Raw genomic sequence first — 24,967 nt, forward strand, 5'->3', positions numbered from 1 at the left:
CATGTTACGCCCGCGGTTCGCGCCGGGCGACCCACCATGTCATGCCGCCCAGCAGCAGCGCGAGGCCGAACCACGTGAAGGCATAGACGAGATGGTTGTTGCGAAAGGTGACGACGGTCAGCCCGCCGCGCGGCCACGCGACCTTTGGGTCGGCGACGGCGTCGATGAAATAGGGGGCGACGTCGGCCAGTCCGCGCTTGGCCGCGATCGCCGCGACGTCGCGCGAATACCAGCGGTCTTCAGCAGGCACGTTGCTGCGCAGGAAACCGCCGTCCGGCTCGGTCACGCGGAGCAGCCCGCGTACGGTGATCGTGTTGGTGGGGGCGGGAACCTTGCCGCGCTTGTCCGGCAGCACGAACCCGCGATTGACGAGAAGGGTGAAGCGTCCGGTATCGAGCGGGGTCAGGACCCAGAAACCGCCGCCCAGCGCGGTCGCGGCCTGCGTATAGGTATCTGCGTCGGCACGATAGCGCCCGGTGGCGACGACGGGACGATAGGCGTCGTCCTTCTTGATCGCGCCCCAGCCGGGAGGCGGTGGGGCGGGGACGGGCGGGGAGCGCAGCATGGCTTCGGTGCGCTGGATCAGGTCCAGCTTCCACGCCCGCCGCTGCAACTGCCACACGCCCAGCCCGATCAGGCCGGCGATGACGCATCCGATCAGGGTCCCGATCAGGATGCGTCGGATCGACCGGCCGGGGGTCACATCGCCCCCATGTCCCCGGACATCTGGGGCATCATGTTCAGGTTCATATGGTACATGACCCACAGGGAACCGGAGAGGACGATCACCACCAGGACGACGGTGAAGATCAGCGCCATCAGCGTCCAGCCGCTTTCCGACTTGGTGTTCATGTGCAGGAAGTAGATCATGTGGACGACGATCTGCACGACCGCGCAGATCATCACGATGCCGGCGGTAATCCGCGTATCGGCAAAGGCGTTGGTCATGACGAGTGCGAAGGGGATCGCGGTCAGCAGCACCGACAGCAGGAACCCGATGACATAGTCCTTGCGCGAGCCGTGCGCAGGCGCGTCGCCATGACCGCCATGGCCGTGGCCGTGTGCATGATCGTGGCCATGCGCGTCGTGATGGGCGTGGCCGGCCATTAGAGGACTCCCAACAGATAGACGAAGGTGAAGACGCCGATCCAGATGACGTCGAGGAAGTGCCAGAACAGCGACAGGCACATCAGCCGGCGCATGTTCGCGGCACCGAGGCCGTATTTGGCGACTTGCACCATCAGCGTCACCAGCCAGATCGAGCCGAAGGTGACGTGCAGCCCGTGGGTGCCGACCAGCGTGAAGAAGCTGGACAGGAACGCGCTACGCTGCGGCCCGGCGCCTTCATGGATCAGGTGGCTGAATTCATAGAGTTCGATGCCGAGGAAGCACAGGCCGAACACGCCGGTGATGGCGAGCCAGCGAAGCGTCGCGGCCTTCTTGCCCTGCTCGGCAGCGATCATCGCGAAGCCATAGGTGATCGACGAGAACAGCAGCATCGCGGTGTTGAGCGCGACGAGCGGCAGGTCGAACAGTTCCTTGGCGTCCGGGCCACCCGCGGTGCTGCCCGAATAGACGCCGTACGCGGCGAAGAGCATGGCGAAGATGAGACAGTCGCTCATCAGGTAGAGCCAGAAGCCGAGCATGGTGCTCGACCCGGCTTCATGCTCATGCTCCTCCGCGAGGTGATAGGCGCGTCCCGACGCGCCTGCGGGGATTTGTACCGACGAACCCATGTTTTACGCCCCCGCGGCCTGGAGGTCGGCAGTGCGCTGCCGCTCCGTCTCGATGACTTCCTCGACCGGAATGTGGAAGTCGCGATTGTAGTTGAAGGTGTGGAAGATCGCGACGCCGATCACCGCGACGAACGACAGTGCCGCCAGCCACCAGATGTACCAGACCATCGCCAGACCGAAGACGGTCGAGAGACCGGCCAGCACGATCCCCGCCCAGGTGTTGCTGGGCATGTGGATGGCAGTGAAGCCGTCCACGGGGCGCGCATACTTGTGGCTCTTCATGTCGTACCACGCGTCCATGTCGTGGACGACCGGCGTGAAGGCGAAGTTATAGTCCGGCGGCGGCGACGAGGTGGCCCATTCGAGGCTGCGGCCGTTCCACGGATCGCCGGTGAAGTCGCGCAGCTTGTCGCGGTTCATGATGCTGACGGCGATCTGCACCAGGAAGGCGGCAATGCCGACCGCGATGATCGCAGCACCGACAGCGGCGATGACGAACCAGATCTGTAAGGAAGGATCGTCGAAGTGGCGCAGGCGACGGGTGATGCCCATCAGGCCCAGCACATAGAGCGGGGTGAAGGCGACCCAGAAGCCGACGAACCAGCACCAGAAGCTGACCAGGCCCCACTTGCGGTCCAGCTTGAAGCCGAACGCCTTCGGGAACCAGTAGTTGATGCCGGCGAACATCCCGAACACCACGCCGCCGATGATGACATTGTGGAAGTGGGCGACAAGGAACAGCGAGTTGTGCAGCACGAAGTCGGCAGGCGGCACGGCGAGCAGCACCCCGGTCATGCCACCGACCGTGAAGGTCAGCATGAACGCGATCGCCCACATCATCGGCAGTTCGTAGCGGATGCGGCCACGATACATGGTGAACAGCCAGTTGAAGATCTTCGCGCCCGTCGGGATCGAGATGATCATCGTGGTGATGCCGAAGAACGAGTTGACGCTCGCCCCCGACCCCATGGTGAAGAAGTGGTGCAGCCAGACGAGGTACGACAGGATGGTGATGACCAGCAGCGCGTAGACCATCGACGTATAGCCGAACAGCCGCTTGCCCGAGAAGGTCGACACGATTTCCGAGAACACGCCGAACGCCGGCAGGATCAGGATGTACACCTCCGGGTGACCCCAGATCCAGATCATGTTCACGTACATCATCGGGTTGCCGCCCAGCGTGTTCGTGAAGAAGTTGGTGCCGACATAACGGTCGAGCGACAGCAGCGCGAGCACGGCGGTCAGCACCGGGAAGGCGGCAACGATCAGGATGTTGGTGACGAGCGCCGACCAGGTGAAGATCGGCATCTTCATCAGGCCCATGCCCGGCGCGCGCATCTTCACGATGGTCGCGATCAGGTTGACGCCCGACAACAATGTCCCGACGCCCGCCAGCTGCAACGCCCAGATATAATAGTCGACCCCGACGTCGGGCGAATAATCCAGCCCCGACAGCGGCGCGAACGCCAGCCAGCCGGTACGCGCGAATTCGCCGACGAACAGGCTGGCCATGACCAGCACGACACCCGAGGCCGTCATCCAGAAGCTGAAATTGTTCAGGAACGGGAACGACACGTCGCGTGCACCGATCTGGAGCGGAACGATGTAGTTCATCAGGCCCGTGACCAGCGGCATCGCCACGAAGAAGATCATGATGACGCCGTGCGCGGTGAACACCTGGTCATAGTGATGGGCGTTCAGGAACCCCTCATTCTGGCCGAAGGCAATTGCCTGCTGGCTGCGCATCATCACCGCGTCGGCAAAGCCGCGCAGCAGCATGACGATGCCGAGGATCATGTACATGATCCCGATCCGCTTGTGATCGACCGTGGTGAACCACTCTTTCCAGAGATAGCTCCACAGTTTGAAATAGGTCAGCGCCGCCAGCACCGCCGCGCCGCCGACGGCGACCGCGAGGAACGTCATGACGATGATCGGTTCGTGGATCGGGAAGCTCTCGATCGTCAGGCGACCGAAGATCAGCTTGGTAAGGGTTTCGGACATGATCTCTTGTCTCAGCCAAGTGCCGGAGCGGTACGGCCCGGCATCGCGGGCGGCGCGATGCGGGTCATGTTGCGATTGGCGTCACTGCCCGGATCGGCGGCGCCGGGGGCGGCGGACGATCCTTGCGGCGCGTCGCCGCTGCTATGTGGGCTGACGCCATATTCCGATGGTGCCTTTTCCAGCGCGCCCTTGGTACGCTCCCCTTCGGGCAGTCGGCTGTTGACCGCCGAGCCGTGGCCGCCATGGCCCATGCTCTCGGTCATGCACGGCGTGCCGGGCTGGACGCACATCTGGACGATACGGGTGAACAGGCCCTGCTCGACGCCGCCAAAGCCCATCGGCGGTACCTTTTCGCTGGGCTTTTCCAGTTCGAGGTAACGCTGGGTATTCAGGCGGTTCGGCATCGCCCGCACGCCCGCGACGAACTTGTCGAAGCCGGCGGCATCGGTGCTGGTGGTCTTGAAGTTCATGTAGGAGAAGCCGGCGCCGCTATAGTGCGCCGACATGCCCTCGAACGTGCCGGGCTTGTTCAGCACGGCATGCAGCTTCGTTTCCATGCCCGGCATCGTATAGATCATGCCGGCCATCGCAGGAACGTAGAAGGTGTTCATCACCGACGACGACGACAGGCGGAACCGCACCTGGCGGTCGACTGGCACGACGAGGCGGTTGACCGTCGCGATCCCCTGTTCGGGATAGATAAACAGCCACTTCCAGTCGAGCGAGACGACCTGGATCTCCAGCGGCTTCTGATCCTCGGGCACCGGCTTGCCCGCCGAAATCTGCCCGATCGGGCGATACGGGTCGAGCAGGTGGGTGCTGATCCAGGTCAGCGCGCCGAGCGCGATGACGATCAGCAGCGGGCCGGACCAGATGACCAGTTCGAGCGCGGTCGAATGGTCCCAATCGGGCTTGTACGTCGCCTCCTCGTTGCTCGCGCGGTATTTCCACGCGAACCAGACGGTCAGTGCCATCACAGGAATGATGATGAGCAGCATAAGGCCGGTCGAGATGAGCACGACGTCGGCCTGTTGGCGCGCGACGTCGCCGGCGGGATTGAGCACGACCAGGTTACAACCGCCCAGCAGCGGCAGGGCCGCCAGCGGGAGGAGCGAACGCAGTGGCCGGTGCCACGGGAGCGAGCGGGGCAGGATCATGGGCGCGACCTATGCCGTGCGATGCTGCACTGCGATAGGACATTTTGTCCTATCCCCGCGTTTGGTGCATTGCGATAACGGGCGCATATTCTGCCTATCCGCGCGTGCAGCGCGCCATGTTTGGAGTCCCTATGGCCGAGGCCTTCGTCCATTCCCACGAACTCGAGGCCGACGCCCGCGCCGTCAACGCCTCGGGCGAGGTGAACGTTCAGTCCGAAGAGATCGCCATCGGCGTCATCATCGGGCGCACGTCGGAATTCTTCGACTTCTTCGTGTACGCGATCGCGTCGGTGATCGTGTTCCCGCAGTTGATGTTCCCCTATGTCGACCGGCTGACCGGCACGCTCTATTCGTTTGCACTCTTCCCGTTGGCGTTCTTCGCGCGGCCGCTGGGCACGCTGCTGTTCATGTGGATCGACCGTCGTCATGGGCGGGGCACCAAGCTGACCATCGCGCTGTTCATGCTGGGTACCGCGACGGTGGCGATGGGCTTCCTGCCCGGATACGCGCAGGTCGGGGCGTGGTCGGCGATCCTGCTGGCGGGCCTTCGCATCCTGCAGGGGATTGCGCTCGGCGGTGCGTGGGACGGTCTCGCCTCGCTGTTGGCGCTCAACGTGCCGCAGGACCGGCGTGGCTGGTATGCGATGATCCCGCAGCTCGGCGCGCCGCTGGGCCTGATGGTGGCAAGCGCGCTGTTCGCCTTCTTCACCGCCTATATGAGTGCCGAGGATTTCATCAGCTGGGGCTGGCGCTATCCGTTCTTCGTCGCGTTTGCGCTGAACGTCGTGGCGTTGTTCGCGCGGCTGCGCATCGTCGTGACGCCGGAATATACTGCGCTGTTCGAGAATCGTGAACTGAAGGCATCGCCGGTGCTGCCGACGGTCAAGCGCGAGTGGAAGACGGTCGTGATCGGCGCGCTGGTGCCGCTGGCCAGCTTCGCGCTGTTCCACATGGTCACCGTGTTCCCGCTGTCGTGGATTCTGCTGAAGACCGAACAGCCGATCGAACGCTTCCTATGGATCGAGACCGCCTGCGCGCTGTTCTTCATCTTCGCGATCATCATCTCGGGGGTGCTGGCCGATCATGTCGGGCGGCGCACGCTGCTGGGCATCGGCGCGATCGCCATCGCGCTGTTTTCCGGCCTGGCGCCGCTGCTGCTGAACGGCGGCGATGCGGGCGAGATCGCGTTCATGATTACCGGCTTCATCCTGCTCGGGCTGTCGTTTGGCCAGTCGTCGGGCACGGTGGCGGCGAACTTCGCCAAGGATTCGCGCTACACCGGTGCGGCGCTGACGTCGGATCTTGCCTGGCTGTTCGGGGCAGGGTTCGCGCCGTTCGTCGCGCTGGCGCTGGCCGACAAGCTGGGGCTGTTCGCATCGGGCCTGTATCTGGCATCGGGTGCGATTGGCACACTGGCGGCGCTGGCGCTGAACAAGGAACTGGCACGCCGACTCGATTGATCCGGTCGATGCTGCGCGTGTTGACGGCGGCGCTTGCGCTGGCGGTGGGGCAACCCGCCGCCGCGCAGGACGCCGCCGTCGTCGTTTCTGCCGATACTGCGCTGGCGCAGGACGCCGCAGAGGTCGCGCGGCTGCGCGGCATCGATCCGGCCGAGGCGCTGACGCTGCTACGCAAGCAAGCGGCGAGCATTGCGGTCACCGAATGGATCGAGGGGGAATATCGCGATCGCGTCGCCGGTACGGCGATCGAGCGCGATGGCGCGGTCAGCGTCCTGCTGACCGGTACGCGCCCGGTTGCCGATGGACAGATCGCGATCGACGGGCTGGCGATCCCGATCCGTTTTCGTACCGGAGCGACCGCCACCCGCGCGCAATTACTAGACGCGATCACCCGGCACCAGGCCGCGATCCGGGCGATGGTGCAGCGCCCGCCGGCGCTGGGCATCGATGCCCGGCGCGGTGAACTGGTCGTCCTGATCGGCGGGAGCGATGCGGCGGGCGATGTCGCCGCACTCAAACGGCGGATTGAGGCGCTGACCGGCGTGCCCATCCGCATCGCAACCAGCGGGCGACCCGAACTGGACCTGTCGGGCGAGGTCGTTGGCGGATCGCGGCTAATCGGTCCCGATCCGGTGAGCGGGCGGCGTTTCTATTGCACCACCGGCTTCGTCGTTACCGATGGCGTGCAGACCGGCATCGCCACCGCCGCGCATTGTCCCGATACGCTGGAGCATGTCGCGAAAGACGGCACGCGCACGCCGTTGACCTTCATCGGCCAATGGGGCTGGGGGTTTCAGGACGTGCAGGTCAACGCCAGCCCAGAAGCGGTGCAGCCGCGTTTCTTTTCCGACGCCGCGCGCACCATGTCGCGTCCGGTCGAGGGACAGCGCAGCCGGGCGGGCACGCGGGTCGGCGATATCGTCTGCCACCGGGGCGAGCATAGCGGCTATAGCTGTGCCGAGGTCGAGATGGTCGACTTCGCGCCGTCGGGCGACCTGTGCGGCGGTCCTTGCCTGCCGACATGGGTCGCGGTGGCGGGGCCGGGGTGCAAGGGCGGCGACAGCGGCGGGCCGGTGTTCATCGGCACTACCGCGATCGGGCTGCTGAAGGGTGCAAGCTATCGTACCGACGGCAGCTGCGTCTCCTATTATTACATGTCGCTCGACTATCTGCCCGATGGCTGGCGACTGGTTCGCGCGCCGGGCGGCTTCACAATGCCGGGGGCGCTTCCCAACTCTCCCCGATGACGCAAGCCATTCCTGCCGCCACGCTGATCGTGCTGCGCGACCGCCCGGGGGGGGCGCCCGAAATCCTGATGGTCGAACGGTCGGCGGCAATGGCCTTTGCTGGCGGGGCGCTGGTCTTCCCCGGGGGGCGGATCGACCCCGGCGACCGGGCGTTGGCGGTGGCGATGGGCGATGGCGATCTTGCACCGCGACTGGCCGCAATCCGCGAGACGATCGAGGAGGCGGGAATCGCGATCGGCGTCGATGGCGATGTGGCGGCGATGCGCGCGGCATTGGCACGGGGCGCGACGATCGGCGATCTGGCGCCGGTCGATCCGGGCGCGCTCGTCCCCTATGCCCGGTGGCGACCGGATCATATGCCGGTGCGGGTGTTCGATACCTGCTTCTATGTCGCGCGGCTGCCCGGCGACGCGCCGCCCGCGCGGGTCGATGCGACCGAGAATGTCCGCACGCTGTGGATCACCGCCGCCGATGCGTTGCGCGCGGCGGATCGGGGAGAGGCGACCTTGCTGTTCCCCACGCGCTGCGTGCTCGCCCGGCTTGCGGCGCAGGGGGACGTCGCCGGGGTCCTGGCCGATGCCCGGCGCTGGCCGGTGCGAACGATCACGCCGTGGATCGAGCAGCGGGCCGAGGGCAGCTTCGTCTGCATCCCCGACGATCTGGGCTATCCGGTCACCGCCCAGCCGACCGATCGCGCGGTGCGCGGGTGAGGGCGCTGTCGGCCGGTATCCGTACCCTCGTCTGGCTGGCCTTTCTCGCCGCGATTGCTTTTGCATTATACGCCTTCACCCGCAGCCGGCCGCAGGACGTGCCGTGGACGCCGCTCGACCTGTCGCAGCCAGTCGGCATGTTTACCCGCGCCAAGATCGGCGATCTGGCGGGGGATTTCGCCGGCTGCCGGACATTGCTGGATGCGGCGGGGGTGCGCTTTACTACCTTGCCGCCGCGCGAGGGCGGCGGGCAATGCGGCTATGACGATGCGGTGCGGATGCGCAGCGGCGGATCGCGGACGATTGCCATCACGCCCGATGTCGGCGTGTCGTGCCGGGTGGCGACGGCGATGGCGCTGTGGGAATGGCAGGTCGTGCAGCCCGCCGCAGAGCGGCATTTCGGCATGCCCGTCAGCCGGATCGAGAATTTTGGCAGCTATAATTGCCGCCGGCTATATGGCCGCGACACCGGCGCGTTCAGCGAGCATGCGACCGCCAATGCCCTTGATATCGCTGCATTCGTCCTGCGCGATGGGCGACGGGTGAGCGTCGTTGGCGACTGGACGGCGGGGAAGGGGCGCGACGATGCCAAAAAGGCGGCGTTCCTGCGCGAGGTGCGCGATGGCGCGTGCGGCGTCTTCTCGACCGTCCTGTCGCCCGACTACAACGCCGCGCACCGCGACCATTTCCATTTTGACCAGGCGCGGCGCGGGTATGGCGGGGCCTGTCGCTGACCCCGCCAATCCCGTGCCCGATCAGTGCATCGGCGCGCCGGCTTCGACCTTTTCGACCCACGCCGGATAGAAGGCAGGCTGGCGCATCGACCAGCCCGATGCGGTCGCCGCTGCTTCGCTGAGCGACTGGAGCAGCTTACGGCGCAGTTCGGGATGGAGGTGCGGTAGCGCCGCCGAAGCGCAGAAGGCGGCGGGCAGCCATGGCCGCGCCTCCGGCCCGACCAGCCGCTCGTAGAGGAAGCGATAGGCGCCAAAGGTCGTCAGCCGCCCCTGGCCCAGATCGAACGCGGTGACGGTCAGCAGCGGCGTCATGAATGGTTCAACCGAATCCAGTCCGCTGTCTTCGGGAATGCAGGCGCGAATGTCGGGCAGGCGATCGTAGATGCGGGCCTGTGCACGGATGCTCGCGGCCTCCACCACATCGCGCGACCAGCGGCGCATCGCGTCGTCGCGGTCCAGCCCGATATCGAGCGAGCGGCGGATATAACGCTGCGTCGCGGAGGAAAACGTCGCGAACTCCTTCATCTCCGCCAGCGTCATCGCGCCTTCGGCCGGCCTGCGTGCAATCGCCATCTCTGAACTCCCCGCCCAAGATTACAACCGACCGGATATTGCCCGATAATAGTTAACGGCTTGCTGAACGAAACACGGCAATCCCGATCGACGACACATCCGAACAGGTTTTGTGCTGCGTTGCAATATTGCTGTAACGCGGTTCGTCGCATTCGCGGGGATGGGCGATCGTCGGAAACAGGGGGAGCAACGAACGGCGATACTCGGTTCATCCGCCGGTCATCGCCGCGCAAACACGCTTCGTCGGAATTGGTTCCCTTTTGGGCAGGGGTGGGGTTTCCGCCGCCGGCAAACCCTGCTCAATGCCGCTCAAGACATTCGTGGGGCCTGGGGGTCAGATGAGTTTTGGTGCTGTGGCAGCGCGTTTCGCGCTGGTGGTTTCGTGCGCTCTGGCGATGGTGGCTCCGGCCCAGGCTCGGTTCTGGCAATGCGCCCCCTATGCCCGCGAAATCTCGGGCGTCGAAATTTTTGGCAACGCCCATACGTGGTGGGGCCAGGCTGCCGGCAAGTATGAGCGTGGCCATGCGCCCAAGGAAGGCGCCGTCCTGTCGTTCGCTGCTACTTCGAAGATGCGCCTCGGCCACGTCGCGATGGTCTCGAAGGTTGTCAGCGACCGCGAAGTGCTGCTGACCCACGCCAACTGGTCGCGCCGTGGCGGGATCGAGCGCGACGTTCGCGCGATCGACGTGTCGGCCGCCGGCGACTGGAGCGAAGTGAAGGTGTGGTTCGGCCCGCTGGGTGGCCTCGGTACCTCGGCCTACCATGCGAACGGCTTCATCTATGCCAAGCACGCGCCGCGCGGCAGCGAACTGGATGCGCCGCTGGTCATCGTGAAGACCGATCCGCCGGCCCCCGCACCGGGCGGCGCCAGCGGTCAGCCGGTTCAGGCGCGGATGGTCGTCGCGCTCAACAACTGATCGATCCCCGCCGATCTGCCAAAAGGCCCGCCGCATGAAGCATGCGGCGGGCCTTTTCGCGTTCAGCCCGGGCGGAAGGTCATCGCAACGCCGTTCATGCAATAGCGCTTGCCGGTTGGCGGCGGCCCATCGTCGAACACATGGCCGAGATGCCCGCCGCAGCGGCTGCACAATACTTCGGTGCGGCTCATCATCAGCGACCGGTCGGTGCGGGTCGTGACCGCGCCCTTGCGCGGCGCGTAGAAGCTGGGCCAGCCCGTGCCGCTCTCGAACTTCGTCGATGACAGGAACAGCGGCTGTCCGCAGCCGGCGCAGCCGAACAGGCCCTTGCGCTTTTCGTCGTTGAGCGGGCTGCTGTACGGGCGTTCGGTCCCTTCCTGCCGCAGTACATTATATTGGGCGGGGGTCAGGCGGGCCTTCCACTGGGCATCGCTCAGCTTGAACGGGAAGGTCGATGCCGCCTCGCTGGCGTCCGGCGCACAGCCGATCAGCGCGGCAAGCGCCGACATTCCAGTCAGTTCGAGCAGGCGGCGGCGATCGATCGACATGGCGCGAATCCTTTCGAACCGGATGTGGGAAAGGCGTGGGCTGGCGGCAATATCGGGGTACGGAACGCGACAAACGAAAATCTTTTGCCAAATTCCCGTATCGGTTGCATGGTAAACGATACGCGCGGCCTTGCCGTGGCCGCAATTTGGGGCCATTTGGCACCCCATGCCTTTTTCGACGTTACCCGAACCGCTCGCCGCGGCGCTCTCCGCGCGTGGTTATGAAGCCCCGACCGCCGTCCAGGCGGCCGTTCTCACGCCCGAAGCCGAAGGGCGCGACCTGCTGGTGTCCGCGCAGACCGGTTCGGGCAAGACCGTCGCCTTTGGCCTTGCGATGGCGCGCGACCTGCTCGACGCCGAGGACAAGATGCCGCGCGCCGGCACGCCGCTGGCCCTCGCCATCGCGCCGACCCGCGAACTGGCGCTGCAGGTCGCGCGCGAACTGCAATGGCTGTACGGCGAGAACGGCGCGCGCATCGTGTCGTGCGTCGGCGGAATGGACGCGGCGCGCGAACGCCGCAACCTGAGCCATGGCGCGCATATCGTCGTTGGCACGCCCGGCCGTCTGCGCGACCATATCGAGCGTGGCGCGCTCGACCTGTCGGGCCTGAAGGTCGCGATCCTCGACGAAGCCGACGAGATGCTCGACATGGGCTTTCGCGAGGATCTCGAAGGGATTCTCGACCGCACGCCCGCCGAACGTCGCACGATGCTGTTCTCGGCGACGCTGGCCAAGCCGATCGTCGCGCTGGCCAAACGGTACCAGAAGGACGCGTTCCGCATCGACACGCGCGAGGCCGAGCGTGGTCATGGCGACATCAGCTATCAGGCGATGACCGTCGCGCCGAACGATATCGAGAATGCGGTCGTCAACCTGCTGCGACTGCACGAGCCGGATACCGCGTTCCTGTTCTGCGCCACGCGCGAAGCGGTGCGGCACCTGCACGCCAACCTGGTCGAGCGCGGCTTCGATGCTGTTGCGCTGTCGGGCGAGCATTCGCAGTCGGAGCGCAACCATGCGCTGCAGGCACTGCGCGACCGCCGCGCCCGCGTCTGCGTCGCGACCGACGTCGCCGCGCGCGGCATCGATCTGCCGTCGCTCAGCCTTGTCGTGCACGTCGAGCTGCCGCGCGATGCCGAAGCGCTCCAGCACCGCTCGGGCCGTACCGGTCGCGCGGGCAAGAAGGGTATCGCCGCGCTGATCGTGCCGTTCCAGCGCCGTCGCCGGGTCGAGGGGCTGCTGCGCGACGCGAAGATCAACGCCGAGTGGATCGGCGTGCCGACGCCCGAGGAAATCCATGCGGCCGACCGCGAGCGCCTGCTCGCCAAGCTCGCCGAGCCGGTCGAATTCGACGAGGCCGATGTCGAGCTGGGCGCACGCCTGCTGACCGAAAAGACGCCGGAAGATATCGCTGCGCTGCTGGTGCGTGCCTATCGCGCCAAGCTCCCGGCTCCCGAGGAACTGTCGGCCGGTGGCGCGCCCGAGCGTCGCGAGCGTGCGGAGGGGCCGCGTCCGGGGTTCGAGGATACGGTGTGGTTCCGCATGAATGTCGGCCGTCGTCACAATGCCGACCCGCGCTGGCTGTTGCCGCTGCTGTGCCGTCGCGGGCACATCACCAAGGGTGAGATCGGTGCGATCCGCATCGCCAATGACGAATCGGCCTTCGAAATCCCCAAGGCAATCGCGGGCAAGTTCATCGCATCGGTCAAGCGAACGGCGACGCCCGACGACGACCTGATGTTCGAGCAGATGGCGGGTCCGCCGGCTGCACCGCAGCGTCGCACGAACGGCGCCCCGCCGCGCCATTCGGCCAAGCCGTACCGCCCGCAGCGCCGCGGGTGATCTTCCGCCTGGCGTGAAGGGGGTCTTTCACGTCCAGGTATCGAGCGGGTGAGGGCCGGACAGCGAATGCTGGTCCGGCCCAAATCGCTGTCCGTGATGACGATCGTTGGTTCGGCGAGCGGCTGCCAATGACGCAGCCTGTTTGCGCCTGCCCACCCTTGTGCGAAGCTCGGCTGATCCGGCCTCTACCGTTGCGCGCCAACCCGAAAACGCGTATGGCGCGCCGGTTCGACGAGCACAGACTCGCGAAGGCCGGGCGTGCGCGCCCATTCCGCATAGCCGGGGCAAGCCTTTCGTGACGACGGGTTCGACGGATGCCGCGCGTCGTATTCGGCGCGCGCGGCAATCCCGGTCAAAGACCGCCGGAGACAACCGGCCGGCCGGAAACAAGTACGTTTAGGAACCAAGAGTTATATGGCCAGCATGGCAAATCCCACCCGTGACGATTTCGCGTCGATGCTCGACGACATGTTCGGTGCTTCGGAAAGCTTCGAAGGCCGCGTCGTCATCGGCACCGTCACCGGGATCGAAAACGACCTGGCGGTCATCGACGTCGGTCTGAAGTCGGAAGGCCGCGTGCCGCTGCGCGAATTCGCAGCGCCGGGCCAGAAGGCCGATCTGAAGGTCGGTGACGAAGTCGAAGTCTATGTCGACCGCGTCGAGAATGCGAACGGCGAAGCGATGCTGAGCCGCGACCGCGCCCGCCGCGAAGCCGCATGGGATAAGCTGGAAACCGAATTCGCCAAGACCGCGCGCGTCGAAGGCGTTATCTTCGGTCGCGTCAAGGGCGGCTTCACCGTCGATCTGTCGGGCGCCGTCGCGTTCCTGCCGGGTTCGCAGGTCGATATCCGTCCGGTGCGTGACGTCACCCCGCTGATGGACATCCCGCAGCCGTTCCAGATCCTGAAGATGGACCGCAAGCGCGGTAACATCGTCGTGTCGCGTCGCGCCGTGCTGGAAGAAACCCGCGCCGAGCAGCGTTCGGGCCTGATCCAGTCGCTGGCCGAAGGCCAGGTGATCGACGGCGTGGTCAAGAACATCACCGACTACGGTGCGTTCGTGGACCTGGGCGGCATCGACGGCCTGCTGCACGTCACCGACCTGTCGTACAAGCGCGTCGGTCATCCGTCGGAAGTGCTGAACATCGGCGACACCGTCCGCGTTCAGATCATCCGCATCAACCGCGACACGCAGCGCATCTCGCTCGGCATGAAGCAGCTTGAGAGCGATCCGTGGGATGGCGCCGGTGCCAAATATCCGGTCGGCGCGAAGCTGTCGGGCCGCGTCACGAACATCACCGAATATGGTGCGTTCGTCGAACTGGAGCCGGGCATCGAAGGCCTGGTTCACGTTTCGGAAATGAGCTGGACCAAGAAGAACGTCCATCCGGGCAAGATCGTCTCGACCTCGCAGGAAGTCGACGTGATCGTTCTGGAAGTCGATCAGGACAAGCGCCGCATCTCGCTGGGCCTCAAGCAGGCACAGGCGAATCCGTGGGAGAAGTTCGCGGAAGATCACCCCGTCGGTTCGACCGTTGAGGGCGAAGTCAAGAACGCCACCGAATTCGGCCTGTTCATCGGTCTGGACGGCGACGTCGACGGCATGGTCCACATGTCGGACATCGCATGGGGCATTTCGGGCGAAGACGCGCTCAACCTGCACCGCAAGGGCGAGACGGTTCAGGCCGTCGTGCTGGCGGTCGAGCCGGACAAGGAGCGTATCTCGCTCGGCATGAAGCAGCTGGAGCGTGGTGGCCCGGTCACCGCACAGGCGGGTGATCGCCTGAACAAGAACGCGATCGTGACCGTGACCGTGCTCGAAGTCCGCGATGCGGGCCTCGAAGTGCAGCAGGGCGACGATGGCGCGACCGGCTTCATCAAGCGCACCGATCTCGGCCGCGACCGTGACGAGCAGCGTCCGGAGCGTTTCCAGGTCGGCCAGAAGTTCGACGCGATGGTCACCGGCTTCGATCGTTCGAAGAAGCCGACCTTCTCGATCAAGGCGATGCAGATCGCCGAAGAGAAGCAGGCCGTTGCGCAGTACGGTTCGTCCGACTCGGGCGCGTCGCTGGGCGACATTCTGGGCGAGGCGCTGAAGGCGCGCGGCGAACAGAAGTAAGCCTTAGTCGCCGTCCAGGCGGAAGCAGGAACGGGGTGCTCCCTATCGGAGCGCCCCGTTTTTGCGTTCATTCTAAAGGCGGATTGTTCCGTCTGATAAATATAGGTTAGGGCAACCGAGCGTCCCGATCGCACCGTTGCGGGATATGCGTTTGAATTGCCGGGGGAAAAGATGATCCGATCCGAACTGGTTCAGCAGGTGGCACAGGAAAATCCCGAATTGCCGCTGCGGGATGTCGAGCGGATCGTCGCGACGTTCTTCGACGCGATCACCGAACAGTTGCGCAGCGGCGGGCGCGTCGAACTGCGCGGTTTTGGTGCATTTTCGACCCGTGCGCGCGATGCCCGCACCGGCCGCAACCCGCGCACCGGCGAAGCGGTCGACGTCGATGCCAAGCGCGTTCCCTATTTCAAGCCGGGCAAGGAAATGCGCGCGCGTCTGAACGTCTGACGGCGTACCGCGCCGGGACGGATTTGCCCCCTTTCGCGCGCGGTGCCGCTGGCGCATGTCAGGGCCGGAACCGACAAAGGACCGGCCGATGACCGCCCGTTTACTGCTGCCATTCGCACTGGTGCTGCTGGCCGCACCGCTCCCCGCGCAACAGCGCAGCGCCCCGTTCGTGATCGAACAGACCGGCGAGGGCTTTGCGACGATCGACGCGGCGGTGACGGCGGTGCGCGACGGGACGGCGACGATCCTGATCGCGCCGGGCACCTATCGCGATTGCACGGTGCAGACCGGCGGCGACATCACCTATCGCGCCCGCACGCCCGGCACGGTGATCTTCGACGGCGGCGCGTGCGAGGAAAAGGCGACGTTCGTCCTGCGCGGGCGGCGTTCCACGGTCGACGGCATCGTGTTCCGCCGCATCCGCGTACCCGATGGCAATGGCGCGGGTATCCGAACCGAGATCGGCGACCTGACCGTCACCAATTCGACCTTCCTCGACAGCCAGGAAGGTATCCTCGGCGGCAATCCGGAAGGGCAGCAGCGCATCGTCATCGACCGTTCGACCTTTGCCGGGCTGGGGCAGTGCGACGAGACGACCGATTGCTCGCATTCGGTATATCTCGGCAATAACGGGTCGATCACCATTACCCGCTCGCGGTTCGAACGCGGCACCGGCGGTCATTATGTGAAGATCCGCGCGCCACGAATCGAAATCGCCGATTCCAGCTTCGACGACAGCCGGGGCAGCAAGACCAATTACATGATCGACCTGCCCGAAGGGGCCACCGGGCTGATTGCGCGCAATACCTTTGTCCAGGGCAAGGCGAAGGAGAACTGGACCGGCTTCATCGTCGTCGGCGCGGAAAAGCACACCTTCCCGGCGCGGGGTCTGAAGGTCGAGGACAACGACGCACGGCTGGCCCCCGGCATGGACAAGAGCCCGGCGTTCGTCGCCGACTATACCGGCGATGGCGTCGCGGTCGGCGCGAACCGGTTGGGGCCGGGGGTCAGAAAGTTCGAAACGCGCTGATCGCTTTCCGCTTCGGGTGTCGCCCGATCCGCGATAGTCGTGCATCCATGCATCATCGTTTCGCCCTTGCGCCGCTCGTGATCCTGCTTGCCACGCCGGCGGTGCCCGCACCGCGGCAGTCGCCGCCTGTGAAAGTCCTGAACGCACTGTCCCAATGGACGATGCAGCCCGATGCCGTGCGGTGGAGCGATGCGCCGGTCCTGCGCCGATCCTTGTCAAAGGCAGAGGCGGACGCCGCTGTCGACCTGCTGGCTGCCGCGCGTGCGCGCAGCGTTGCGACCGACGGCCGCCAAGCGATGGCGGCAAAGGCGATCACGCTCGGCGACAAGACGCTCCGGTGGGAAAGCAGGACGTTCGGCAATGCCCCGTTCGGCAAGCGCAGCCTGTGGATTTCCATGCATGGCGGCGGCAATGCCGCGCCGGCGGTCAACGACCAGCAATGGCGCAACCAGATCGGGCTCTATCAGCCGGCAGAGGGCATCTACCTTGCGCCCCGCGCACCGACGGATACGTGGAATTTGTGGCACGAGGCGCATATCGACCCGCTGTTCCAGCGGCTGATCGATGCGCAGGTCGCGATCAACGGCGTCGATCCCAATCGCGTTTACCTGCTCGGCTATTCGGCCGGGGGTGACGGCGTGTGGCAGCTGGCGCCGCGCATGGCGGACCGGTTTGCGGCGGCGGCGATGATGGCGGGCCATCCGAACGAGGCCGGCGTCGCGGGCCTTCGCAACCTGCCGTTCGCGATCTTCATGGGCGGGGCGGACGCCGCCTATGATCGCAACCGGATCGCGGCGGAAAAGGGGGCGGAGCTGGACAAGCTGCATGCGGCCGATCCGGGTGGCTATGTGTCGATGACGCGTATCTATCCGGGCCTGCCGCACTGGATGAACCGCAAGGATGCCGAAGCCTTGCCATGGATGGCGCAGTTTACCCGCAATCCGTGGCCGAAGCGGATCGTGTGGGTGCAGGACGACGTGACCCATGACCGCTTCTATTGGCTGCAACTCCCCGATGGGAGCCAGGCCAAGGCGGGCGACCGGATCGACGCGCGGGTCGAGGGGCAGGCGATCACGATCGAGGGCGCGGTGCCCGCCGGGCTGACGCTGCGCCTGTCGGACAAACTGGTCGATCTCGATCGGCCGGTGCGGGTGACCGTCAACGGCCGGGCGGCGTTTGCCGGCAAGGTCCCGCGCACCGCCGCCGCGATCCGCCGTTCGCTGGAGGAGCGGATGGATGCGGCGTCGGCGGCGACGGCGGAGTTGGTGCTGCGATAAGGCGGGGTTACTTGCAGGTTGATCCCGTACCCGGATTGAGGTCGAGGCAGCGGCCGTCGATCTCGTTCTTCGGCACGTTCAGCCCGATCGTCGCGGCCAGCGTCGGCAGGATGTCGACCGTCTCCACGCCGAACGGCTCCTCGAACCCGCCGGCCCCCTTGCGCCAGAACAGGATCGGCACGCGCCGGTCATAGTCCCAGAAGCTGCCATGCGTCGCGACCGCACTGCCGACCACCGGATGCGGCAGCGTCAGCACGCGCGGCTTCATCGCCACCAGCAGGTCGCCGGAGCGCGGCGGGTAATAGGAGGCGCGGGCGCGCTCGATCAGCGTCCAGGTTTCGGGCGGGGTGTTCGGCACGGTCGTCGCGAGGATCTGCGCACGGGTGAAGACCGCCTGCGTCTGCGGATGCGCGGCGAACATCGCGATCGCCTCGCGCTCGACCGCAGCCTTCTGCGCCGGGGTCAGCTTGATATCGTACCAGACATCGCCATTGACCGCGCCGAACAGCACCGGGCCGGGGATGCCGAGCTTCTCGCCGATCGCTGCACCGATCCCCTCGACGGTCAGTTCGCCGTCCTGTCGCACCGCCTGCGGAATCGCGTGTTCCGCATGGCGTTCGCTGGCATCGCTGCCGCCATGGTCGGCGGTCAGCACGACCTGATAATCGACGCCGGTCGCGTCCAGCACCTTGAAGAATTCGCCAAGGCTCTGGTCGAGCGAGGTCAGCTGCAGGCACATCTCGCTGCCTTCGGTGCCATAGCCGTGGCCGACATAATCGGTGGCCGACGCGCCGATCGAGATGATGTCGGTCTGCGGTCCCCGGCCCAGCTTCATGTCCTGGATAAGCCCGGCGGCGAGCGCGAGGACGGCAGCGTCATATTCGGGCGAGCGGCGGAAATTGTTCACGTCGCCCGCGTCGCGCGCGAAGCGGCCGGTGCCGATCGTCTTGCCGGCGACCGATACGGCGCGGGCGAGCGGCTGGCAAAAGGTTGGCAGCGTCATTGGCGGCTGCGCGGTCGCGATCTGCTTTGTCACTGCGGCGTTGGCGCGGGCGACCACCGGCGGCATTTTGCGCCCGGCATAGCTGGTGAAGCCGTCCTTGCCGAACCACCACAGCTCGTCGACCTTGTGCCCGCCCATCATCACCGCCGCGCGGTCTTTTCCGGCGACCGATACGACGCGGGTGCGCGGGTCGGCGGCTTTCATCCGTTCGCCCAGCGTTGGCACCATCAGGTGCGTGTCGGACACGGTATAGTCCTTGAAGGTCGAACCCGCGACGCGCTCGTCCTCGGCGCAATAGACCTTGTGGTCCGGGCGGTTCGTGCTGCGCTGATCGATCCAGTCATTGGCGATGATCCCGGTGCGCGCCGGGCGGGCGCCGGTCAGGATCGTCGAATGGCCGGGGCAGGTCTCGGTCGCGGCGTGGCTTTGATAGCCCGAGGGAAACACCGCGCCCTGCATCATCCGCACGAACCCGCCGGTGAAGCGCGCGCGATATTCGGCGAACAGGTCGGCGGAGAATTGATCGACCGAGATCGCGACGATCAGCTTGGGGAGCGTCGCCGGATAGGTCGGCGGCACCGGCACGTCGGTCGGCGCCGGGGCGGGCGCGGCGCTCTGCGCCAGGGCGGGGGCGGCGGTGCCGAGCAGCAGCGCGGCGAGGGTCAGGAAACGCATCGGTGAACTCCGCGGACGGTGCATCCGTCTCCAAACTCCGCTACCGGGCGTACATGACACCGGCAAGAACGCTGTGGCGACTCATCGTCATCCTTTCAGCCTTCCTAGCGGCGCTGCCCGCCATGGCGCAGGTGCCGGGGCAGCGGCATGTCCAGATGCGGATCGTCGCCGAAAGCGACACGCCGGCGGTCGGATCGCGGGTCACGCTGGCGCTGGTGTCGGTCCCCGATGCGGGATGGCATGGATACTGGAAGAATCCGGGCGCGGTCGGAACCCAGCCGCGACTCGACTGGACGCTGCCGGCAGGCGCGCGGGTCGCCCCGCTGCGCTACCCCGTGCCCGAACGGCTGACCGTCGCCGGGATCATCAACTATGTCTATGAACGCCCCTGGACGATCCTGACCGACCTCGAGCTGCCCGCCGGGCTGGCGAAGGGGAGCATGGTGCCGGTGCGCCTCGCCATCGATTATCTGGTCTGCACCCGCGAAATCTGCGTGCCCGAAAAGGCCGAGCTGTCGACGATGCTAACCATCGGCGACGGGGCGGTCGGTGCCGAACGCCGTGCCGAGTTCGACGGATGGCGGCGTGCACTACCCCGGCCGCTGGGGTCGCCGGCGGTGTTCCAGGCAGGCGAACCGCTGCGGCTGCGCGTGCCGTTCCCGGCATCGCAGGCGATCGGCGACGCTTATTTCTTTCCCGAAACCGAAAATGCGATCGATTACGATGCGCCGCAGCTCATCCGGCGCGATGGCGACGCGCTGGTGATCGAAACGAAAGGGGCGGGCAAGCCGGCGGTGATCGAGGGCGTGCTGGCAACCGGCCCGGGGCAGGGTTTCGCCATTCGCGCGACCCCCGGCACGGTCGCAGCGGCGGCCGAACCGGCGCCGGTTCGCGCCGCGCTGACCGCCTTTGCCGGGGCGCTGCTGGGCGGGCTGCTGCTCAACATCATGCCGTGCGTCTTTCCGATCCTGAGCCTGAAGGCGCTGAGCCTCGCGCGGTCGGGCGAGTCGGCGGCGCATGCCCGGGCGGAGGGCGTGGCCTATACCGCCGGGGCGATCGTAACCTGCATGGCGCTGGGCGGCATCCTGCTGGCGATCCGCGCGGCGGGTGTCGCAGCGGGGTGGGCGTTCCAGCTGACCGATCCGCGCGTCGTATTGCTGCTGCTGGTCCTGACCGGCGGGATTGCGCTGAACCTGGCTGGGCTGTTCGAGCTGCCGACGCCGCAGGTCGGCAACCGCAGCGGGCGGGGCGGGGCGTTCGCTACCGGCGCACTGGCGGCGTTCGTCGCGACGCCGTGCACCGGGCCGTTCATGGGCGCGGCGCTAGGATCGGCGCTGGTCCTGCCACCGGTTGCGGCGATGGCGGTATTCGCCGGGCTGGGCCTCGGCCTCGCGCTGCCGTTCCTGTTGCTGGGGTTCGTGCCGGCGCTGCGCCGTCGCCTGCCCAAGCCCGGCGCGTGGATGGATGTGTTTCGTAAAGGCCTGTCGGTGCCGATGTTCCTGACCGCGCTGGCGCTGGCGTGGATCTTGGGGCGGCAGGCCGGGGTCGACGGCATGGCGCTGGGGCTGGGGGCGCTGCTGCTCGCCGGGCTGGGCCTGTGGTGGACCGGGCGGCGGCAGCTGCGCGGGCGCGAACGGGCATGGTGGCCGGGGATCGCCGCGCTGGTGCTGGCGGTGGCGAGCGCCGCGCTGGTGCAGCGCGCACCGCCCGCCGGGGCCGCGTCGACCGGCATCGCCGGGGCCGAGCCGTTCAGCGAGGCACGGCTGGCGGCGCTCCGGGCAGAGGGCAAGCCGGTCTTCGCGTACTTCACCGCCGACTGGTGCCTGACCTGCAAGGTCAACGAACGTGCCGCGATCGAGACGCAGGCGGTCGCCGATGCCTTTGCCAAGGGCGGGGTCAAGGTGCTGGTGGGCGACTGGACCGATGGCGACCCCGTGCTCGGCCGCTTCATCGAAGGGCATAACCGCGCCGGGGTGCCGCTCTATCTGTGGTATGCGCCGGGCCAGAACGACGCGCGCGTGCTGCCGCAGGTGCTGACGCCGGCAACCCTGACCGAATTGGTACGATAGCGCGCATACCCGCTTGCCAGCCCCGATTTCGCAGCGCAGCATACGGAGCATTATCCGTCAGGCGGCGTTGGGGATTGAATGGGGCAGGCGTTCGACGAAATTTGGGGACATGGCGGGCCGGATCAACCGCGTACCGACCTGGCGGCACTGGCACGATGGATGCGCGAGGTGCCACCCCATGAGCTGAAACGCCGCCTGCAATCCGCCGAAGCGACCTTTCGCCAGCTGGGCATCACCTTCGCCGTCTATGGCGACAGCGAGGCGGCGGAGCGGATCATCCCATTCGATATCGTGCCGCGCGTGTTCATGGCCGATGAATGGGCCCGTCTGTCGCAGGGGCTGATCCAGCGGACGCAGGCGATCAACGCCTTTCTCGACGACATCTATGGCGAGCGCCGCATCCTGAAGGCCGGGGTGCTGCCGCCCGACCTGATCTTCTGCAACAGCCAGTTCCGCCCGGAAATCGCCGGCATCCGCCCGCCGCACGGTGTCTGGGCGCATATCTGCGGCATCGATCTCGTCCGCACCGGCCCGGACGAATTTTACGTGCTGGAGGACAATGCCCGCACGCCGTCGGGTGTGTCGTACATGCTGGAAAATCGCGAAGCAATGATCCGGCTGTGCCCAGAACTGTTTCGCAAGTTCCGCGTGGCGGCGGTCGACAGCTATCCCGACAAGCTGCTGGAGACGATGCGATCGGTCGCCCCGCCGGGGGCGGGTGCACACCCGACCTGCGTCGTGCTGACGCCGGGGCATTTCAATTCCGCCTATTACGAGCACAGCTTCCTTGCCGATTCGATGGGCGTCGAACTGGTCGAGCCGGCCGACCTGCTGGTCGATGACGATGTGGTATGGATGCAGACCATTGCCGGGCGGGTGCGGGTCGATGTCATCTATCGCCGGATCGACGACGACTTCATCGATCCGGTCGTGTTCCGGCCCGAATCGCTGTTGGGTGTGCCGGGCCTGATCGGCGCGTATCGCGCGGGCAATGTCGCGTTGGTCAACGCGCCGGGCAACGGCATCGCCGACGACAAGGCGATCTACAGCTACATGCCCGAAATCGTGCGATTCTACGCCGAGAGCGAACCGCTGCTCCCCAATGTCGAGACGTGGCGCTGTCGCGAGCCCGAGGCGCTGAAATACGTCCTCGACCATCTGGACGAAGTGGTGGTGAAGCTGGTCGACGGATCGGGCGGCTATGGGATGCTGGTCGGCCCGACCGCTTCGAAGGCCGAGATCGAGGAATTCCGCCGCGCGCTGATCGCTGAGCCGCAGCGTTATATCGCGCAGCCGACGCTCGCGCTGTCGACCGTGCCGACGCTGACCGAGGCGGGTCTTGCCCCGCGCCATGTCGATTTCCGCCCGTTCGTGCTGACCGGTGCGGAAACGGTGCAGGTGGTGCCCGGCGGTCTGACCCGCGTCGCGCTGAAGGAAGGATCGCTGGTCGTCAATTCCAGCCAGGGCGGCGGGACGAAGGACAGTTTCGTGCTGCTCGACGACGGCCCGGTCCAGTCGCAATCGCTGGGCGGCATGAGCCAATCCCAGGGAGGGCGCTGACATGGCGATGCTGTCGCGCACCGCCGCTTCGCTCTATTGGCTGGGTCGCTATGTCGAACGTGCCGACTTCCTTGCGCGGCTGGTCGAGGCGACCGTCCGGCTGGACGCGCTGTCGTCGCGGCCGGCGGGCGACGCTGCCTGGGCCAGCGCGCTGGCGGTCAGCTATACCGAGGACAGCTTCGCCGCCACGGGCCAGAGCGTCTCGCAGGGGTCGGTCGCACGCTTCCTGACCTGCGACCGCAGCCATGCCGGGTCGATCCTGTGGTGTCTCGACGCTGCGCGCAACAATGCGAAGGCGGTGCGCACCGCACTGACCCGCGACGCCTGGACCGCCATCAACCGCGCATGGATCGTTTTCAACGCCCCGCGCGGCGAGGAGGGCGAGGATATCCTCAACCTTGTCGAAGCGATCAAGGCCGAGGCGCGCGGGTTCGAAGGCGCGGTGCAGCGCATGATGAAGAACGAGGCGACGTGGCTGATCCTGCTCGGCGCCGCGATCGAGCGGGCCGACAACACCGCGCGGCTGATCGACGTCAAATATCACCTGCTGCTACCCGAGGGCGAGCGGATCGGTGGCGCGATCGACCGCGACCAGTGGACGACGATCCTGCAGACCGTATCAGCGGTCACCGCCTATCGCTGGCTCTATAGCGAGGGATTGAAGCCCGCCAACGTCATCGAACTGCTGCTGTCACGCGGAGAGGTGCCGCGCAGCCTGGCGGCATGTGTCGATGAATCGGTCGAGATGCTGAACCTGCTGGGCAAGCGCACCGGTTTTCAGGGCGAGGCGGATCGCATGGCGCGTGCCCGGCTGGCGCGGATGCAGAAGACGCGCGCACACGAGGTGATCGTCAGCGGGCTGCACGAATATCTTACCGCCTTCATTCGGGAGAATGCGATGCTCGACGCCGCCATCGCCCGCCAGTTCCGCTTCATCTGATGCGGCTGTCGGTCCATCACGAAACGCGCTACCGCTTCACCAAGCCGCAGGCGCGCATTGTTCAGCTGTTGCGGCTGTTTCCCGGCGACACCAGCCACCAGACGGTGGTGAACTGGCGCATCGATGTCGATTGCGATGCGCGGTTGCGCGACGGGTATGACGGTTATGGCAACATCACCCGCATGCTCTATGCCGAGGGGCCGGTCGACGCGCTGGTGCTGACCGTTTCGGGTGAGGCGTTGCTGACCGAGGATGACGGCCCGATCGAGGGGACGGACGAGCCGTTCCCGCCCGAGCTGTTCCGCCGCGTGACGCCGCTGACCCGTGCCGATGCGGTGATCGAGGGGCTGGGGCAGGGCGATGATCTCGACGCCATGACCGCACTGGCCACCGCGATCCACGCGCGCTGGCCGCTTGACCGTCGGCCGACGCCGACGATCCGTCCGGCGATCGAGGCGGCGGGCGACCAGCGGCTGGGCCCGCGCGACCTGGCACAGATATTCCTAGCGGGGGCACGGGCACGTGGCGTGCCAGCGCGCTATGTATCGGGCTACAGCCTGTCCGGTGACGACGAACGCCGTACTGCCGCGCCCCATGCCTGGGTCGAGGCGCATGTCGCGGGCGGATGGTATGCATTCGATCCGGCGACCGGCGGGCGGTCGGGGCTGGACCATATCCGGGTCGCGGTCGCGCTGGACGCGGCGGGTGCGGCGCCGATCGCCGGGGTCCGGATGGGCGCGGGCGACGAGGAACTGGACGTCGATGTCCGGGTAGGCAGCGAGGTGGAATAATCCTCCCCGCTTGCGGGGAGGGGGACCAGCCGCAGGCTGGTGGAGGGGCCTGTCCTTCTCCGCGACCGCTGTGCTTGGGGCGGCCCCCTCCACCACCGCTTTGCGGCGGTCCCCCTCCCCGTGCC

22 protein-coding genes are annotated in these 24,967 nt (G+C 66.6%); 14 read left to right on the forward strand and 8 right to left on the reverse strand.

All coding sequences use genetic code 11. The features are described from left to right. Nucleotides 1-4: 4 nt before the first annotated feature. From ASE67_RS14875 to cyoA, 5 genes are read right to left on the reverse strand one after another with little or no spacing between them, the layout of a single operon-like run. Complete coding sequence (locus tag ASE67_RS14875; protein ID WP_235511933.1) at nt 5-703, reverse strand: SURF1 family protein; 699 nt, start codon at nt 701-703, stop codon at nt 5-7. Continuing rightward, nucleotides 700-1,107, reverse strand: coding sequence for a cytochrome o ubiquinol oxidase subunit IV (cyoD, locus tag ASE67_RS14880; RefSeq protein WP_055763169.1), 408 nt, complete (start codon nt 1,105-1,107; stop codon nt 700-702). Before cyoD ends, ASE67_RS14875 begins: the two co-directional genes overlap by 4 nt. Continuing rightward, entirely contained in the window at nt 1,107-1,736 is a 630-nt protein-coding gene (cyoC, locus tag ASE67_RS14885) for a cytochrome o ubiquinol oxidase subunit III (RefSeq protein WP_055763172.1), read from the reverse strand. Before cyoC ends, cyoD begins: the two co-directional genes overlap by 1 nt. A gap of 3 nt (nt 1,737-1,739) precedes the next feature. After that, entirely contained in the window at nt 1,740-3,740 is a 2,001-nt protein-coding gene (cyoB, locus tag ASE67_RS14890) for a cytochrome o ubiquinol oxidase subunit I (protein WP_200922239.1), read from the reverse strand. Between the two features lie 11 nt (nt 3,741-3,751). Then, nucleotides 3,752-4,897, reverse strand: a complete 1,146-nt coding sequence (cyoA, locus tag ASE67_RS14895; RefSeq protein ID WP_200922240.1) for a ubiquinol oxidase subunit II — start codon at nt 4,895-4,897, stop codon at nt 3,752-3,754. 131 nt (nt 4,898-5,028) lie between these two features. On the opposite strand from cyoA, the gene ASE67_RS14900 reads away from it, so the two are divergent. The 4 genes from ASE67_RS14900 to ASE67_RS18275 are packed head-to-tail and all read left to right on the forward strand — an operon-like array spanning nt 5,029 to nt 9,048. After that, nucleotides 5,029-6,357: an MFS transporter gene (locus ASE67_RS14900; protein ID WP_055763177.1), complete on the forward strand. Its 1,329-nt coding sequence runs from the start codon at nt 5,029-5,031 to the stop codon at nt 6,355-6,357. An 8-nt stretch (nt 6,358-6,365) separates the two neighbouring features. Further along, nucleotides 6,366-7,604 (forward strand): hypothetical protein, encoded by a 1,239-nt coding sequence (locus ASE67_RS14905; protein WP_055763645.1) that lies wholly within the window; start codon nt 6,366-6,368, stop codon nt 7,602-7,604. Next, entirely contained in the window at nt 7,601-8,314 is a 714-nt protein-coding gene (locus ASE67_RS18270) for an NUDIX hydrolase (RefSeq protein WP_055763180.1), read from the forward strand. Before ASE67_RS14905 ends, ASE67_RS18270 begins: the two co-directional genes overlap by 4 nt. After that, nucleotides 8,311-9,048 carry an extensin-like domain-containing protein gene (locus tag ASE67_RS18275; protein WP_055763182.1) on the forward strand — a complete coding sequence of 246 codons (738 nt, stop codon included), beginning with the start codon at nt 8,311-8,313 and terminating at the stop codon, nt 9,046-9,048. The genes ASE67_RS18270 and ASE67_RS18275 overlap by 4 nt, the downstream gene beginning before the upstream one ends. A 21-nt stretch (nt 9,049-9,069) precedes the next feature. Here ASE67_RS18275 and ASE67_RS14920 read toward each other — a convergent pair whose 3' ends face one another. Continuing rightward, nucleotides 9,070-9,621 (reverse strand): hypothetical protein, encoded by a 552-nt coding sequence (locus tag ASE67_RS14920; RefSeq protein WP_055763185.1) that lies wholly within the window; start codon nt 9,619-9,621, stop codon nt 9,070-9,072. Between the two features lie 338 nt (nt 9,622-9,959). On the opposite strand from ASE67_RS14920, the gene ASE67_RS14925 reads away from it, so the two are divergent. After that, nucleotides 9,960-10,538: a CHAP domain-containing protein gene (locus ASE67_RS14925; protein WP_082457173.1), complete on the forward strand. Its 579-nt coding sequence runs from the start codon at nt 9,960-9,962 to the stop codon at nt 10,536-10,538. 62 nt (nt 10,539-10,600) lie between these two features. Here the strand turns inward: ASE67_RS14925 and msrB are convergent, their stop codons facing one another. Beyond that, nucleotides 10,601-11,086, reverse strand: coding sequence for a peptide-methionine (R)-S-oxide reductase MsrB (msrB, locus tag ASE67_RS14930; RefSeq protein ID WP_055763188.1), 486 nt, complete (start codon nt 11,084-11,086; stop codon nt 10,601-10,603). A gap of 166 nt (nt 11,087-11,252) precedes the next feature. Between msrB and ASE67_RS14935 the strand changes: the two genes are divergently transcribed. The 5 genes from ASE67_RS14935 (at nt 11,253) to ASE67_RS14955 (ending at nt 17,804) form a co-directional block, all read left to right on the forward strand. Further along, entirely contained in the window at nt 11,253-12,929 is a 1,677-nt protein-coding gene (locus ASE67_RS14935) for a DEAD/DEAH box helicase (RefSeq protein ID WP_055763192.1), read from the forward strand. Nucleotides 12,930-13,343: 414 nt separating this feature from the next. Then, nucleotides 13,344-15,047 carry a 30S ribosomal protein S1 gene (rpsA, locus tag ASE67_RS14940; protein WP_055763195.1) on the forward strand — a complete coding sequence of 568 codons (1,704 nt, stop codon included), beginning with the start codon at nt 13,344-13,346 and terminating at the stop codon, nt 15,045-15,047. A gap of 171 nt (nt 15,048-15,218) precedes the next feature. Next, complete coding sequence (locus ASE67_RS14945; protein WP_055763647.1) at nt 15,219-15,497, forward strand: integration host factor subunit beta; 279 nt, start codon at nt 15,219-15,221, stop codon at nt 15,495-15,497. 88 nt (nt 15,498-15,585) lie between these two features. Beyond that, a complete protein-coding gene (locus ASE67_RS14950; protein WP_055763198.1) occupies nt 15,586-16,527 on the forward strand; it encodes a hypothetical protein in 942 nt (313 codons plus the stop codon). A 47-nt stretch (nt 16,528-16,574) separates the two neighbouring features. After that, nucleotides 16,575-17,804: a hypothetical protein gene (locus ASE67_RS14955; RefSeq protein ID WP_055763203.1), complete on the forward strand. Its 1,230-nt coding sequence runs from the start codon at nt 16,575-16,577 to the stop codon at nt 17,802-17,804. Between the two features lie 7 nt (nt 17,805-17,811). On the opposite strand, the gene ASE67_RS14960 is transcribed toward ASE67_RS14955, so the two are convergent. Next, the gene (locus tag ASE67_RS14960) at nt 17,812-19,482 is read right to left on the reverse strand and encodes an alkaline phosphatase family protein (RefSeq protein WP_055763206.1); all 1,671 of its coding nucleotides are present in this window, start codon (nt 19,480-19,482) and stop codon (nt 17,812-17,814) included. A 53-nt stretch (nt 19,483-19,535) separates the two neighbouring features. Between ASE67_RS14960 and ASE67_RS14965 the strand changes: the two genes are divergently transcribed. From ASE67_RS14965 to ASE67_RS14980, 4 genes are all read left to right on the forward strand, one after another. Beyond that, on the forward strand, nt 19,536-21,551 hold the full coding sequence (locus ASE67_RS14965) for a protein-disulfide reductase DsbD family protein (protein ID WP_055763209.1): 2,016 nt from the start codon (nt 19,536-19,538) through the stop codon (nt 21,549-21,551). Nucleotides 21,552-21,629: 78 nt separating this feature from the next. Further along, nucleotides 21,630-23,111, forward strand: coding sequence for a circularly permuted type 2 ATP-grasp protein (locus ASE67_RS14970; protein WP_055763211.1), 1,482 nt, complete (start codon nt 21,630-21,632; stop codon nt 23,109-23,111). A gap of 7 nt (nt 23,112-23,118) precedes the next feature. After that, entirely contained in the window at nt 23,119-24,051 is a 933-nt protein-coding gene (locus ASE67_RS14975) for an alpha-E domain-containing protein (protein ID WP_200909323.1), read from the forward strand. After that, nucleotides 24,051-24,842, forward strand: coding sequence for a transglutaminase family protein (locus tag ASE67_RS14980; protein ID WP_055763217.1), 792 nt, complete (start codon nt 24,051-24,053; stop codon nt 24,840-24,842). The genes ASE67_RS14975 and ASE67_RS14980 overlap by 1 nt, the downstream gene beginning before the upstream one ends. Nucleotides 24,843-24,967 lie beyond the last annotated feature (125 nt).

Source organism: Sphingomonas sp. Leaf23, assembly GCF_001421585.1.
In the GTDB taxonomy this organism is placed as follows: domain Bacteria; phylum Pseudomonadota; class Alphaproteobacteria; order Sphingomonadales; family Sphingomonadaceae; genus Sphingomonas.